We start from the raw sequence: 15,045 nt of genomic DNA, 5'->3' as shown, positions 1-15,045 counted from the left end.
GCGGCCTCTAGGTGTTCTTTAATATTATTAAGCGCTTCAGCATTAGCCTTTTTTAAATCCTCTAAGTAGCCTGTCGTTTTGCTATAAAGATTATTTAATCTTACAAATCTATAGAACATGGGATTTTTTGTTGGTTTCTTGAACACGCCAGTTACTAACTGATTTTTATTTTAAAACCAACCAATAGAGCTCACCAAGCTAATTAAGTAAGAGCTTTACCTATTAAAAAACATTTTAAATAAAACATTGTACATCAAATAAGCACAATTACAAAACCCTTTGAACTTTTAAAATTTAAACGCACTTAAAAAACTATTTGAATCAAGGGTTTGTTTATGCAGATTCTCAGAGGATTCTTGCATAGAATCGTTGATTTTTAATAAATCTTGCACACATAAGGCGATCTTGTCTACATTTTCAAAAATGCTTGCTGTGTGCTCATTGATTCTATTAATGTTGTTAAGATTTACTAAAGAGTGATCTACCGCATCCACGATGATAGAGGAAAAATGGTTAATATGGCTTTGCATATCACTTGAGTGCTGGGCTAGGGCTTGCATTAATGAGAGATTGTCTTTTCTTTCTTGATTAAGCTTAGCAATGGCTTCTAAGATGTGTTTAACAATAGATGTACTCTCTGTGATATTTCTTTGTGTTCTTTCAGCTAAAGCCCGCACTTCATCAGCCACCACTGCAAACCCGCGCCCATGTTCGCCTGCGCGCGCGGCCTCAATTGCCGCATTTAAAGCGAGTAAATTCGTTTGATCGGCAATCTCTACAATCGCATCTAAGATACTTTGTATACCTTGTGCTTCTGTGGATAAAAATTGCATGTTTGTAACACTCTTTTCTTCACTAGCTATACTGTGCTGGACTTGTTTATCAATTGCACTCACAGCCATTTTAGTGCCAGAAACATTTTTTAACACACTCTCTAAAAGTTCCCTAGTAGAAACAGATACTTCTACGCTTTCGCTCAATATTTGTCGGCTAGAGTGGCTTAAATCCGTGTTATCACGGCTAATTTGCCCTATTTGTTTAGAGTTTGAGTCTAAACCACTAGAAACAGTGCTTAAAGTTTTGGAGATAGCCATATTGTCTTGTACTTGATTAGAGATTTTTTGTAAAGTGTCTCGTGTGTATTCTATAAAGAGATTTACAGATTTAACCATTGATCCTATTTCATCGTTAGCCTCAACGATAATCTCATCGGTGAAATTTTTATTCTTTGCGATGTGTTCTAGGGTCTTATTGACTTTGTTTAATCTCCTAGAAATATGGCGCACCATTAAGTAAAGACAAGTTGTTATTACAGAAATCAACAGCACTTGAAAAGCCAGCAAAGACACAAAATAATAGGTGTTCTTTGTAATAGTAACATTGGTGATCTTTGTAATGTTAGCGTTGATACTATCCCCTACCTGTTTGAGTAAATCAATCTTTCTTGTGATAGTTTTAAACCAAGTATTAGGGTCGATACCAAACCCTCCCACTGAATATTTTGAAATCAGGATATGGCGCATTTTTTCCACATCTTTAAAGCTAGAATCCTCAGAAACACGATGGAATAACGCTACACTCTGTGCATCTCCAAAGGATAAAAATCTTTTTTGATAAACTTCTTGCTTGGCTATTAGGGAGATAAAGTTAGCGTAGTTAGGATCAACAGGATCATTTGCAACAAAAATACGCGTAGCTGTAGCCCTTTCTAGCCCGGATTTCTCTGTAGCATAAAGAAAATTGATATAACTTATGAGCGCATCAGAGACTTGGGAATTATGGACAATTCTAATGGATTTAAGCACGCTATCTAGAAATATTGTAATGATCCGTGTAAAATATTCCATTGTGCTATCCACAATTGCCTTTTTATCCTTAGAAGATTGCATATCAGTGCGCATTTGGGGCAATTTAGCCAAAAGATCTAACCCTTTTTGTACAGCCCGCACATAATTAGTATCTAAACCTAAAGTAGAATTTAAAAATCTTTTAAGATCTTCTAATTTTGTATCTGTATGCCGCCTTTGCTCTTGTAACTCACTGACAAACTGCACCCCACCACTAGATAAAAAACCCGCGCTCATTCCCCGTTCCTTTTGCATTTCATGTACAAGCGAGGATAAGTATGAAGATACTTTCATTTGGCGCGCTAAATCTTTACTGCGCACTAAGGTATCATAGGCGTTATACGATCGCCAAAACATCAGAATCAATAGCAAAACCATAGGAACAGAAACAATTAAGACAATTTTATCGCGCAACTTCAAATCATTTAACAAAGTGCAACAAAGCCTCTAATCAACAAGGCAAATAAAAAAGTAAGTTGGATACTATCAATTAGTGATAAATGGTATCAAAACAGACCCGATTAATGAGTTCTTACCCGGCTTAAATAAATTTAAAGTACCTTTTTAAATCCAATTTTTTATAATGCTACCTTTTAATGAAAGGAAAACATGCCCAGCCAAGAAGAAGACTTAGAAGATTTGATTAAAAAGGAATTAAAAACACTCCAGATACCCTACTTTGTCAAAACAAAGCCTATTGATGAGGAAACCAAATACGCCCTAGAACAAGCCCCCTCTAAAGGTGGAGGGAGTGGGCGCAATTATCCCGATCTTAAATTGCTTTTAAAAACTAAGAAAATGCGCCATATCCCGGTGATGATAGAGATCAAGGGGATCAAGGGGCGTTTGGCTAAATTTAATCAAGATTTAAGCCTTGAATCAAGCACCACAGCCATTAAAAATTACGCTCTTAATGGGGCGTTGCATTATGCTAATGCGATCTTAGATTATAGCTATAGCTACAATGAGGCTATAGCTATTGGCATTAATGGCTATGAGGAGGCGGGCAAATTGCATAAAGAATACGCCTTTTATTATTTACACTCTAAAGCTTTAGCCGTGCCCCAAAAGATAGGCGATTTTAATAATCTCTCTATCCTAGCTAATTTAGAAGAATTAGAGTCTAAATTAGATGCGCTCACTTTAAGCGATGAGGAACGCACTAAGGCTATTGAGCATTTAGAGAGCGATACAGAGAAAGAGTTAAATAAACTCAATCAGTTTTTACATGATGAGATTTTAAGTATAAAGCCTAATGATCGCGTGGTTCTTTTAGTGGGTATGATCATGGCAGCTAGTGGGGTTGCTTACAAAACTACTCCCTTGAAATTAGAGGATTTAAAGAGCGAACAAGATAAAGACTCCCATGACGGACATGAGTTTTTAAAGAAAATTAAAGCTTTTCTAAACGCCAAAAACTTACCCCCAGAGAAAATTAGCATAGTTGTTCATGAACTCCAAAGCGTTTTTATCCACTCTAAGTTATGGCAAACTAATACCTACACTAGAGAAAATACGGCAATAAGCCCGCTAAAAACAATCTATGGGCGGTTTTTAGAAGGGGTTTTTCCTTTGGTTAAAAAACTTAGCCAAGCTGATATTGCGGGTAAACTTTTTAATTCTTTGACAAAGTGGCTAGAAGTCCCCGATAGCGAAAAAAACGATGTGGTACTCACCCCTAGAATAGTTGTAGATTTAATGGTAAACTTAGCCGAAGTTAATCAAGATTCTTTTGTTTGGGATTATGCTACCGGCTCAGGGGCGTTTTTAGTTTCTAGCATGAATAAGATGATTAAAGATTGCACAGAAAAGATACTTGATCCAAAACAAAGAGAAAAGAAAATCGCCCATATTAGAGCCTACCAACTACTAGGTATTGAAAAACGCGCAGATATTTATTTGCTTGGGGTGCTTAACATGCTTTTATTAGGCGATGGGAGCGCTAATCTCTTGCACAAAGATAGTTTAGTAGATTTTGATGGGCATTATGAACAAGGAGATAAAAGAGGAGCTTTTCCGGCTAATGTCTTTTTGCTTAATCCCCCTTATAGCGCTAAGGGAAAGGGCTTTGTTTTTGTAGATCGCGCCTTAGAGAGAATGGCTAACGGGCGGGCGGTGGTGATTATCCAAGAAAATGCGGGGAGTGGAAACGGGCTACCCTATACAAAAGATATTTTAAAGAAAAACACCCTACTAGCTAGTATTAAAATGCCCTTAGATTTATTTGTGGGCAAATCTAGCGTGCAAACAGCGATTTATGTCTTTGAAGTGGGCAAACCCCATAAGAAAGATCACATGGTTAAATTCATTGATTTTAGTAACGATGGCTACATGCGCGCGGCGCGTAAAAAGGCAAAAGCAAGTGTCAATTTAAGAGATGTGGACATGGCTAAAGAGCGCTATATTGAATTGATTAATATCATTGTACATAATCACGATCCTAAACTTTATAAAGATCACTTTATTAAAGATAGAATTAATTTAGGGGGTCAAGACTGGACTTATGCCCAGCATCAAAAAATAGATAGCAAACCCCAAATCACAGACTTTAAAAGGTGCGTGGCTGATTTTTTAACTTATGAGGTTTCTTTAGTGCTTAAAGGGGATACACTCACACAAGAGATTTGAGTCGTGGTTTTAAAAAGATTGATATAAAATAAAACGCCCGGGAAACCATACCAACCCCGGGCAGGAAGAAGCGTCATGCGAGCCCATGATCGTGATCCTTTGGGTATTGTGCCTTAAATTCTCTATATTTGGGCTTAAAGTGAGCCTAAAAATCAAAAAGAGATAGCATGGGATCGCCCCTCCGGGGCACCTTTGGTATTTTTCTAAAACATAAGGGTAAGCGTGGGTATTTTAGATAGTTTTGAAAGATTATTAGCTCTCCATTGGCAAGAGGTGAGAGTAGGGGATTTGTTTGAGGTACAATCTAGCAATAAAATTTTGCATGCCAACCAACTTAAAGAAATTATAGATATTCCTAAGGAGGGTTATTACCCTTATGTGGTTAGAAGTGCGCGCAATAATGGAATAAGGGGGTTTATTAAAGAGAATACAGCCTTTTTAAATCCGGGCAATAGTTTAAGTTTTGCAATGGATACTTTTAGCGTCTTTTATCAAGAGAGGCCGTATTTTACAGGTAATAATGTCAAAATCCTAGTTCCTAAATTTAATCTTGATAGATACAAAGGATTATTCATTGCTACCACTTTACAAAAATCTATTGCCCATCTAGGTTGGGGGACAAATTGTACAATTAATGATATTGAAACAATGTGCTTTTCTCTCCCCCATAGCTCCACCGGAAGAGTGGCCTTTGAGGCTATGCAAGTCTTTATTAGGGAAATTCAGGCGGAGCGCCTGAGGGAAATTCAGGCGTATCTCAAAGTAACCGGATTAGAAAACACCACTTTAACAAAAGAAGAAGAAAACGCCCTTTCTCTTTTTACAAATAACTTTGATTGCGGGGGGGGGGGGGGGAATAGTCTTACTTCTAAGCGCTTAGAGTACAAAGAGTTTAGGGTGGGGGAGTTGTTTGAGATTAGCGGGAGTAAAACTACAGCTAAATTACAGTTAGAGAAATACGGGAAAGGTGAGTACCCTTATATAACCACCCAAGCTACTAATAATGGCATTGCGGGGTATTATAACTTTTGGACGGAAAAGGGAAGTTGTTTAACTATTGATAGCGCGGTGCTGGGTACTTGCTTTTATCAAGCCAAAAATTTTAGTGCAAGCGATCATGTAGAAATTTTGCGCCCTAAGTTTAGCCCTTTTAACCGCTATATCGCGCTGTATTTTGTAACGGCTTTAAACCGCTTAAGCCTATGTTATGGTTATTCCTATGCCAATAAGCGATCGCAAAGAGCTTTAAGAGAGGAAAACTGCCCCCTACCTGTAACCATAGATGGTACAATCGCCTTTGACTTAATAGAACACTTCATCAAAGCTTTAGAAAAACAACAGATAGAGAAAATTAAAGGGTTATGGGATAAAAAACTAGAGGGCTATACTCAGATAATAGCTAATAAACTTTAAATCAAGAGGTATTTAACTCCCCTTAAAAGACATTTAAAAGATATTTAACCCCGCTTAAAAAGTTAAAAATCTTGAAATATTGTATCAAGACTTTAAAAACGAGGGTAGAAAAACTAGAAAAGTTTAAAAAAGAGGGTTAGAGGCGTTAATACGGATTAAAGGGCTAGGTGTTATAATCACCCATTCTAATAAAGGACTTCTATGATCACCCCCAAGACCCTGAGTGGCTTTAAAGATAGACTCCCTAAGGAGGCAATGGCTAAGGGCGCGGTGTTAGAAAAGCTAGCCCGCGTGTTTAGAAGTTTTGGTTTTGTGCCCATTGAAACCCCCCATTTAGAATACGCCTCTATTCTCACACAAGAAGAAGGCGAGATTCAAAAAGAACTCTATCTATTTAAAGATCATGGCAAACGAGAAGTGGGCTTGCGCTTTGATCAGACTGTGCCTCTAGCCCGTTTCATCGCCCAACATAGCCATGCTTTAGGTTTACCCTTTAAGCGTTATGCAATTGGCAATGTTTTTAGAGGGGAACGCGCACAAAGGGGGCGTTACCGGGAGTTTACCCAGTGTGATTTTGATTTTATTGGTAGCTCTAGTTTGCTATGTGATAGCGAGATTATCCAAGTGATTATTGCTAGTTTAAAAGCCCTAGATTTAGAAGAGTTTTGTGTGTGGATCAACCACCGCAAAATTTTAAATGGCCTATGCCAGCACTTTGGTTTGCACACGGAAGAAGAAACCACCACCTTTTTAAGAATCATAGACAAACTAGGCAAAATCGGACAACAAGGTGTTATTTTAGAGCTTAAGGCTTGCTTTCCTCTTATGGATTTGCAACCTTTCTTAGAGATCATCAATACCAAGCAACAAGAAGACTCCCTAGAATTTTTTAAGGGTGTGGCCTATCTTAAAACTTATAACGCTACTTTAAAAGAGGGGTTAGATGAATTAGAAGCGCTTTTTAAGTTATTACTCTCTTTAGAGATCAACCCCGATCATTTCAAAATAGATTTTTCCATTGCTAGAGGGCTTGGCTACTATACAGGTATTGTCTATGAAACCACCCTTAACCAGTTAACAAGCTTAGGTAGTATTTGCTCAGGGGGGCGTTATGATAATCTTTCTAAAAGTTTTAGCCTTAAGAGTTTTCCCGGTGTAGGCGCATCTATTGGTTTAGATAGGCTTTTAGTTGCCCTAGAGGAATTAGAACTCATAGAAAATAAGTCTACTAGCGCTAGGGTGTTAGTGGTGTGCATGGATACAAACCATTTTAGTTATGCAAGCCAAATAGCGCAAAATCTCCGCCAAAGCGAGGTTAATACCGAACTGTATCCCGAAATTGGCAAGCTCAAAAAACCCTTTAGTTATGCCAACCACAAAGGGCATGAGTTTGTGGTGGTACTAGGCGAGGAAGAGGTGCAAAGAGAAACTTTAACTTTAAAAAACATGACAACAGGCATGCAATTTAACCATTTGAGTTTTTTAAAAGTTTTAGCGATGGTGAAGGAATGAAAACCTATAACATTGCCCTAGTGGGTGCTAGTGGTGCGGTAGGTGTGGAGATCATTTCTGTTTTAGAGGAATATCATTTTCCCATAGGCCACTTTTTGCCTCTAGCTAGTAAGCGCAGTGCCGGGCAAAGAATCAAAGCCTTTCAATCAGAATACAGTATTTTAGAAACCACCCATGCTAGTTTTACCGGTATTGACATTGCCTTTTTTAGTGCCGGTAAAAGTGTGAGTGAGGTTTTTGCCCCCAGTGCGGCTAAGATAGCCTTAGTGATAGATAACACTAGCCATTTTCGTTTGCAAGAGGATATTCCTTTAGTGGTACCTGAAGTCAATGTTCAAGATTTAAATCATTGCCCTAAAAATATCATCGCTAATCCTAATTGTTCTACGATTCAAATGGTGCAGGTTTTAAATCCACTGCATGAAGCCTTTGGCATTACACGGGTAGATGTAAGTACTTATCAAGCCGCTAGCGGAGCGGGTAAACGAGGGTTAATAGAATTACAAAACCAAATGGCGGGTGATCAAACTTGTGAGGTTTTCCCCCACCCTCTAGCTTTAAATGTAATCCCTCAAATTGATGTTTTTTTGCCCTCTGGTTATACTAAAGAAGAAATGAAAATGGTGCAAGAGAGCCATAAAATCATGCATGTAGATTTTCCAATTAGTTCAACTTGTGTACGGGTACCTGTGCTTAGAAGCCATAGCGAAAGCCTTAGCATTCATTTTAAACAAGAAGTACAGGCCACTCAAGCTAGAGAGATTTTAAAAAAGGCGCCTAATTTAGTGGTGATAGATGATCCTAGCAAGGCTTTATATCCCATGCCAATTACGGCTAGTTGTTCTGATCAAACCTTTATAGGGCGTATTAGAAATGATCTATTTGATTCTAAAATTTTGCATCTATGGTGCGTGGCCGATCAATTACGCGTAGGGGCAGCTACTAATGCGGTAAAAATTGCTTTAGAGTGGATTAAAACGCATCAGTAGGGAGTTGTTTAAGGGTTTGGAGTACTTCTGAAAAGTTAGGTTTTGTGATGCCATGTTTTTTTAAATAATCCTCATCTAATCTTTTCCAAATAAAGGTTTTACCAAAGAATCCGCGCCGATCTAAACTTGGTAAAAACTTTAAATCCCCATTCTTTTTTTGTTTGATCTGTACATAGTAAGTACGCCCATCATAAAAATTATAAGCCCGCCCCCCTGTGTAGGTATCCCCACACGCTCGGCTTAATTTATATAAAAACACCGTTCCCTTATCGCTACGGTTGCGCAAAGCCGGGTTTTTATTATAAATATCTTTATGGGCTTTAGAACCATCTACATTAGCAATTCCATAGGCATAATACTTATCCCCATACTTGAAAAATTCCACATAAGAGGCTTTCATGTATAAAAAAGCTTGGGTTTTATAAATGCCGTCTAATTCAGCTAAAAGGGGCGTGATAACACCTGTACAAAACAAACAAAACCATTTCATACAAAACTCTAAAGTTTAAATTTAATCAGATTGGTAGGGACTTTAGCCACGATTTTATAAACTAAACCCTTTGTGTGTGCTGCTGTAGCGTGTGCATCTTGGCTAAATAAAATGGCTAACATGCCCGCATCTAAACGCAAGGAATAACAACTTTCATTCATCTTATAGGTTTGTTTATCTAGGTTTAAATCATAGGGCTCTTGTATCTCTAGGTCTGAACTATCCCCTAGATATAAAAGTTCGCTACCTTGCACCATTAATAAAAAATCTACATGATCTTGGTGGGTTTCTAACAAACCTAAAGAGGGTGTATAAATAATTTCTGCTGCACTCATTGCTTGTTTGAGTTCTCTTTTAAATAAACCCGGCTCTCTTTGTAAAAAAGCTTGATGTTGCTGACTAGCTGGGTTTAACATTGCTTCTAAATAGGCATAAAGAGACTCTAATTCCTGCGTTTTAGAGAATAAAGAGGCTAAAGAGTGTAATTTACCAATGACGGCCATTTTATCTCCACTGATTTTAATCTCAGGATTTTAATCCGAAAAGTCCAATGGAGTTTAAACCTCTTGGCGCACAAAGGCTAGGGCTTCTTTTAAATCTGTAAGGGTGGTGATGCTATAAGTGGGCTTAGCGCTAAGCCGTTTGTTAAGATTTTTTAAAACACTGGTACCAAATTCTACATAATAAGAGGATCGTTCCTCACACACCTGTATACATTCGCTATAGCGCACAGGTTGGACAAGTTGGATTCCAAGACATTCAAGTGCGCCTTCTTTATCCTGATAAACCTGTGTAGTGGCATTAGAAAGTACGCCAAAGTGATAATTATTGTGTAAACTCTCTTGTAAAAGTGTTCTAAAACCCTCCACCATAGGCTCTAAAATAGGGCAATGGCTCACCACATTCATCGGTAAAAGCACACATTTTTTAGCCCCCAATGTTTTAAAATCTAATTTTTGCAAAAGAGTTTTAGACCCTGCTAATACCACTTGTGGGCCATTTAAATTAGCCACATAAAGCAATTGCCCCTCTTGTCTGGCTTGTTTGCAATAATCTCCTAAAACCTGCGCATCGCCCCCCAAAACAACTAACATGCCAAGTTCTTCTTTATAAGCGCTACAAATCTCCTCCATGCGCTCCCCTCGTTTAAAGACTAATTTTAGCCCCCTTTTTAAATCTAGCGCTCCACTGGCTGCATTAGCGCTAATTTCGCCCAAAGAATGCCCCAAAGCTAACATCGGTTTAATAGGCGTACCTAATTCTTGCATAAACACCTCAAAGGCCACCATAGAAACTAGAAAGATCGCGCTTTGTGCATAGGTACTTTTATCTAGCTGTGTATTTTGGCTGTGTAAAAGCTTAGCCATATCGGTTTGTAAAATATCGCTAGCCTCTTGGTACATTTTCTTAGCTAAATCAAAGTTTTTATAAAATTCCTCGCCCATGCCCACATGCTGTGAGCCTTGTCCACCAAATAATGCAACCATTTTTATCCTTTCACCCCTCTAGTCCTTGTGCCTGCGCATGCGCAATTAAGGGCTCAATTACCGGATCTAAATTACCCGATAGCATGAGCTCCTCTAAACTATAAAGCGTTAAATTAATGCGGTGATCGCTTAAGCGGTTTTGAGGGTAGTTATAGGTGCGAATGCGCTCACTTCGATCCCCACTGCCCACCTGCATTTTACGCTCAGCTGAGTGGGCTTGTTGTTGTTCTTCAATTTGTTTTTCATACAAGCGGGCTTTGAGGATTTTTAAGGCCTTATCGCGGTTTTTATGCTGGGATTTTTCATCTTGCATGGATACACTAATACCGGTAGGAATATGCGTGATGCGCACAGCTGAATCGGTGGTGTTCACACATTGCCCCCCATGCCCTCCAGCGCGAAACACTTCAATACGCAAATCGCTAGGATTAATATTAATCTCTACATCATCTGCCTCAGGCATGATCGCTACAGTGATAGCTGAGGTGTGGATACGCCCTTGTGATTCGGTTTCTGGTACGCGCTGTACGCGGTGTGTCCCCGCTTCAAATTTTAGCCTTGAATACACCCCCTGCCCCTTAATTAGCGCAATCATCTCCTTATAGCCCCCTACGCTATTTTCACTTGAGCTAACAATTTCTACTTTCCAGCGCTTCAAATCCGCATAACGGCAATAGGTTCTAAACAAATCGCCTACAAAAATCCCCGCCTCATCGCCCCCTGTACCGGCGCGTAATTCTAAATAGATATTTTTAGAATCATTGGGATCTTTTGGGATAAGCAAAATTTTAATGTGATCTTCTAGGTTCTTGCTTTGCTCCTCTAAACTTTTAAGCTCTTCTTTGGCCAACTCGCCTAGTTCTTTATCCTCTAGTAGCGCCTTATTTTCTTGGATTTGATCTAAAATCTTTAAATAGCGCTTGGCCGCTTGGGCTAATTCCTCTAAGCTAGCTTGTTCTTTGCTTAATTCAGTGAGCCGTTTGACATCGTTTAAAACTTCAGGGTGGGTTAAAGAGAGAGCGAGCGCATCATAACGCGCCACAACCTCCTTTAGTTTCTGGGATAACACGATTAAGCGTTAGCTAGGGCGATCTTTTTGACACTCGCATTTAGGCGCGAAACTTTCCTAGAGGCGGTGTTTTTCTTTAAAACGCCCTTGCTGACAAATTTATGTAGTTCTTTATTGGCCACTTTAAAAGCTTCTTGGGCTTTGGGTAGATCATTGTGTTGTACCGCTTCGCGTACGGCTTTTACAATGTTTTTAATGCGGGTTTTATAAAAGCGGTTGCGCTCCGTGCGCTTAGCGGTTTGGCGGATGCGTTTTTCTGCGGATTTATGATTAGCCATAGCTTAATCCCTTTATCAAAAATAATATGGCAAGATTTTATCTAAAAAAGCATTAAAGACTGATTAACTTAGGAAAACACATGGTTTTTGGTACAGATGGGGTGCGGGGCAAGGCTGGGGTTGAGATCACCCCGATGTTTGTCATGCAATTAGGCATTGCTGCTGGGCTGTATTTTAAATCACAGGCAAGAAGCAATAAAATCTTAGTGGGCAAAGACACCCGCAAAAGTGGTTATATGGTTGAAAACGCGCTTGTAAGCGCTCTGACTTCGGTTGGGTATGATGTGATTCAAATAGGGCCTATGCCCACGCCTGCTATTGCTTTTTTAACCGATAATATGCGCTGTGATGCGGGGGTGATGATTAGTGCTAGCCATAACCCTTTTGAGGATAATGGGATTAAATTTTTTGATCGTTACGGCTACAAATTACAAAGACAAAGCGAAATTGCCATTGAAAAGATTTTTTCTAACACGCAACAAATAGAGAACAGTTGCCAGTGTGGGGTGGCTATTGGCAGTTCTAAACGCATTGATGATGTAATCGGGCGCTACATTGTGCATTTAAAAAATTCCTTCCCCAAACATTTAAATTTACAGGGCATGCGGGTGGTGATTGATACGGCTAATGGAGCCGGTTATAAGGTCGCGCCTATTGTCTTTAGCGAACTAGGGGCTGATGTGATTGTGATTAATAATGAACCCAATGGGAGTAATATTAATGCCCAGTGTGGCGCGCTTTATCCTTTAGAACTTAGCCAAGAAGTCAAACGATACCGCGCAGATTTAGGCATTGCTTTAGATGGCGATGCGGATCGCTTGGTGGTGGTTGATCATTTAGGGCAGGTGGTACATGGAGATAAACTTATCGGGGTTTTAGCCACTTACCAACACAAACAAGCCAAGTTGACTAACTCCCAAATTGTAGTAACCACAATGAGTAATCTCTCTTTACAAGAGTATTTAGAAAAACAAGGAATATCTGTTTTGTATTGCAATGTGGGGGATAAATTTGTAAGCGCGTGCATGCAAGAACAAGGGGTGAATTTTGGAGCTGAACAAAGCGGGCATATTATTTTAGGCGATCATGCAAAAACTGGCGATGGAATCATGAGTGCTTTACAGGTAGCGGCTTGTATTGTTGAGAGTCAAAGATCAAGTGCTGAGGTGCTTAACCCCTTTGAATTAACCCCCCAAATCTTAGAAAATATGCGCGTTAAAACAAAAAAACCCCTAGAAAAACTCCATGGATTCAAGGATAAACTTAAAAACCTTGAGGAAGAGGGGATTCGCCACTTGATTCGTTATTCGGGTACAGAAAATACTTTACGCATTCTCTTAGAGGGCAAGAATCAACACGCCTTAGAAAAACACATCAAAGATTTACGGACTTTTTTCCAAGAGCATTTAACTTGAAATCCCCAACCTTTGCCTTTATCCTTGCCTTTTTTGGGGCTATACTAAGCGATCAAGTACTTAAACAAATGATTCTAGCTGGCTTGCGCTATGAGGGGCCGGTGATCTCTATTGTGCTAGCCTATAATGAGGGGGTGGCTTTTTCTATGCTACATTTCCTAGGGCCTTATCTTAAGTACATTCAAATTATTTTAATTGGAAGTCTAGGCTTATTTTTATGGCGGCAAAAAGAACTTTTTAATCTTAATGCCTTGCCCTTTGGGTTGATTTTAGGCGCGGGTAGTTCTAATCTGCTTGATCGCTTCGTACATGGGCATGTGATTGATTATGTTTACTGGCATTATCAATTTGATTTTGCGATTTTTAATTTAGCTGATGTACTCATTGATGTAGGGGTGGGGTTAATTATCCTCAAACATTTTAAGATAAAGAATAAGCAAAAGGGGGTATAATGCCGGCTTTTTATGTGGGGGTTTTCTGTAAAAAATTATAAAATTCCTGCGGAATTTTTCCTGCGCAATTTAAGGGTCGCGTAGCTCAGTGGTAGAGCACTACCTTGACATGGTAGGGGTCGCTGGTTCAAATCCAGTCGTGGCCACCATAAAATAAATTAAGCTAAGAAATACACTAAAATCCTAACTCTTTCAAAGTGCTAAAAATTCTCTTAAAAGGCAACTACATGCCCTTAAAAGCGCTAAAAAACATGTGTTTAATTTTTATGGTTTCTATGTTTGTAGCACTGTTAGCTAAATGTAATGCAAAAACAACTAATCTACAAGCCTTGTTAAAACAACACCATATCCCGGGTATGCTGATAGTCTACTGATTTTACCCAGTGTCTTAAATTCTTGGTTGTAGAAAATAAGGGCAAATGGAGTGGTACTTAGATAAAAAAACTCTTAAACTCACATATAAAAAACCCGATTGGCTTTGGAATATGGGGGTTGTTTGGAATAAGGCAGCTGTGCACATACAAGATCAAATTGAGCCCCATAACCATGCCACTCTCATGCAAATGTACAATCTTCTTAATCAAGATAAGAATCACGATTTTGATCAAACCTTACTTTCCTTTAAACCCTTGCAGGGCACGCATTATAAAATCGCTACCTTTGATGGCCCTAGCATATGGCTGATTCAATCTAATAACACACTTGCTATAGAAGTTAACCAAGCCTTTGGACCTGGTGCTACTCCTTTTAATCAAGTTAATAGGCACTCTGAGCAACTAGTTATCAAAAACGCGCCTCTTCTTTGGCTCTTTTTTAATGCCCTACCTAAAGCCTTTAGATAACTTCCCCTCTTTAAACCCTAAAGCCCCCAATCTGTACTTGATTTTGAGTTTTAAAAAAGGTGGTTATACAAATCTTTACCAGCGCACTAAACAAATCCTTCAAAATTTTAACTCTATCTTAAACACTATAACGCGCATGTTTTGGCTCTACAACAAAACCCTAATAGTTGTAAAGATGAGGACCAAATCTAAATACTCCCGCTTGTCTAGCCCTATTTATGGCTTATCAACGCCTCAAAGAGCAATTCCACGCCACCTCTATTAAAGGCTCTTGTGGTGTGCCAAATGCCCCACTATCAGAAGTGCTTAAAAACTCTAAAAAGGTGGGTAATACAGGTACTAGAAAAGCTTTCTCTTTAGTATTGAGGATAGACAACTTGAATTAAGCTAACAAAGAGTATAAAAAGCTCAATTCGCTGGGATTTATCTAGGTTAAAATTAAATTTAAACATTAATACCAATCCTCGCTTTCCTCAATCACATCAAAACATGGGCATTCTTTTTTAGGCTCAAAATCTCTATGCCCATAAAGCTTAGCCGCTACATTTTCTTTTAATAATTTTAGGCATAAGCTTTTAAGTGCCTCTTTTTGCTCCGGAGTTCTGGTATCTTTAGCTTTATAA

The 15,045-nt window shown here is 38.9% G+C and carries 14 protein-coding genes and 1 tRNA gene; 9 read left to right on the top strand and 6 right to left on the bottom strand.

Features of this window, described 5'->3' with window-relative positions:
- Positions 1–287: 287 nt before the first annotated feature.
- A complete protein-coding gene (locus G6Q00_RS07590) occupies positions 288–2,204 on the bottom strand; it encodes a methyl-accepting chemotaxis protein (RefSeq protein WP_163532663.1) in 1,917 nt (638 codons plus the stop codon).
- Between the two features lie 252 nt (positions 2,205–2,456).
- Here G6Q00_RS07590 and G6Q00_RS07585 point away from each other — a divergent pair, with 252 nt between their 5' ends.
- From G6Q00_RS07585 to asd, 4 genes are all read left to right on the top strand, one after another.
- Positions 2,457–4,475 (top strand): N-6 DNA methylase, encoded by a 2,019-nt coding sequence (locus G6Q00_RS07585; RefSeq protein WP_163532659.1) that lies wholly within the window; start codon positions 2,457–2,459, stop codon positions 4,473–4,475.
- A gap of 222 nt (positions 4,476–4,697) precedes the next feature.
- The gene (locus G6Q00_RS07580) at positions 4,698–5,888 is read left to right on the top strand and encodes a restriction endonuclease subunit S (RefSeq protein ID WP_163532658.1); all 1,191 of its coding nucleotides are present in this window, start codon (positions 4,698–4,700) and stop codon (positions 5,886–5,888) included.
- Positions 5,889–6,089: 201 nt separating this feature from the next.
- Positions 6,090–7,400 carry a histidine--tRNA ligase gene (gene hisS / locus G6Q00_RS07575; RefSeq protein WP_163532657.1) on the top strand — a complete coding sequence of 437 codons (1,311 nt, stop codon included), beginning with the start codon at positions 6,090–6,092 and terminating at the stop codon, positions 7,398–7,400.
- Positions 7,397–8,389: an aspartate-semialdehyde dehydrogenase gene (gene asd, locus G6Q00_RS07570; protein ID WP_163532656.1), complete on the top strand. Its 993-nt coding sequence runs from the start codon at positions 7,397–7,399 to the stop codon at positions 8,387–8,389. The genes hisS and asd overlap by 4 nt, the downstream gene beginning before the upstream one ends.
- On the opposite strand, the gene G6Q00_RS07565 is transcribed toward asd, so the two are convergent.
- The 5 genes from G6Q00_RS07565 to rpsT are packed head-to-tail and all read right to left on the bottom strand — an operon-like array spanning position 8,373 to position 11,713.
- Positions 8,373–8,879 (bottom strand): DUF2147 domain-containing protein, encoded by a 507-nt coding sequence (locus G6Q00_RS07565; RefSeq protein ID WP_163532655.1) that lies wholly within the window; start codon positions 8,877–8,879, stop codon positions 8,373–8,375. The two genes, asd and G6Q00_RS07565, sit on opposite strands and share 17 nt — an antisense overlap.
- An 8-nt stretch (positions 8,880–8,887) precedes the next feature.
- A complete protein-coding gene (locus G6Q00_RS07560; protein WP_240331055.1) occupies positions 8,888–9,382 on the bottom strand; it encodes a YhcH/YjgK/YiaL family protein in 495 nt (164 codons plus the stop codon).
- A 54-nt stretch (positions 9,383–9,436) separates the two neighbouring features.
- Positions 9,437–10,366 (bottom strand): ACP S-malonyltransferase, encoded by a 930-nt coding sequence (locus tag G6Q00_RS07555; RefSeq protein ID WP_240331054.1) that lies wholly within the window; start codon positions 10,364–10,366, stop codon positions 9,437–9,439.
- A gap of 10 nt (positions 10,367–10,376) precedes the next feature.
- Positions 10,377–11,435 carry a peptide chain release factor 1 gene (prfA, locus tag G6Q00_RS07550; RefSeq protein ID WP_163532654.1) on the bottom strand — a complete coding sequence of 353 codons (1,059 nt, stop codon included), beginning with the start codon at positions 11,433–11,435 and terminating at the stop codon, positions 10,377–10,379.
- A gap of 2 nt (positions 11,436–11,437) precedes the next feature.
- Positions 11,438–11,713, bottom strand: a complete 276-nt coding sequence (rpsT, locus tag G6Q00_RS07545; RefSeq protein WP_163532653.1) for a 30S ribosomal protein S20 — start codon at positions 11,711–11,713, stop codon at positions 11,438–11,440.
- Between the two features lie 80 nt (positions 11,714–11,793).
- On the opposite strand from rpsT, the gene glmM reads away from it, so the two are divergent.
- The 5 genes from glmM to G6Q00_RS07520 all read left to right on the top strand — a co-directional run bounded on the left by glmM (position 11,794) and on the right by G6Q00_RS07520 (position 14,808).
- The gene (glmM, locus tag G6Q00_RS07540) at positions 11,794–13,128 is read left to right on the top strand and encodes a phosphoglucosamine mutase (protein WP_205426572.1); all 1,335 of its coding nucleotides are present in this window, start codon (positions 11,794–11,796) and stop codon (positions 13,126–13,128) included.
- Positions 13,125–13,580: a signal peptidase II gene (lspA, locus tag G6Q00_RS07535; RefSeq protein WP_163532652.1), complete on the top strand. Its 456-nt coding sequence runs from the start codon at positions 13,125–13,127 to the stop codon at positions 13,578–13,580. Before glmM ends, lspA begins: the two co-directional genes overlap by 4 nt.
- A gap of 74 nt (positions 13,581–13,654) precedes the next feature.
- A tRNA-Val gene (locus G6Q00_RS07530) sits at positions 13,655–13,729 on the top strand.
- Positions 13,730–13,999: 270 nt separating this feature from the next.
- The gene (locus tag G6Q00_RS07525) at positions 14,000–14,422 is read left to right on the top strand and encodes a hypothetical protein (RefSeq protein WP_163532651.1); all 423 of its coding nucleotides are present in this window, start codon (positions 14,000–14,002) and stop codon (positions 14,420–14,422) included.
- A 218-nt stretch (positions 14,423–14,640) separates the two neighbouring features.
- On the top strand, positions 14,641–14,808 hold the full coding sequence (locus G6Q00_RS07520) for a hypothetical protein (RefSeq protein ID WP_163532650.1): 168 nt from the start codon (positions 14,641–14,643) through the stop codon (positions 14,806–14,808).
- Positions 14,809–15,045 lie beyond the last annotated feature (237 nt).

It is taken from the genome of Helicobacter suis (assembly GCF_902196125.1).
Taxonomy (GTDB): domain Bacteria; phylum Campylobacterota; class Campylobacteria; order Campylobacterales; family Helicobacteraceae; genus Helicobacter; species Helicobacter suis_B.
This window is presented reverse-complemented; position numbering and strand designations above follow the sequence as displayed.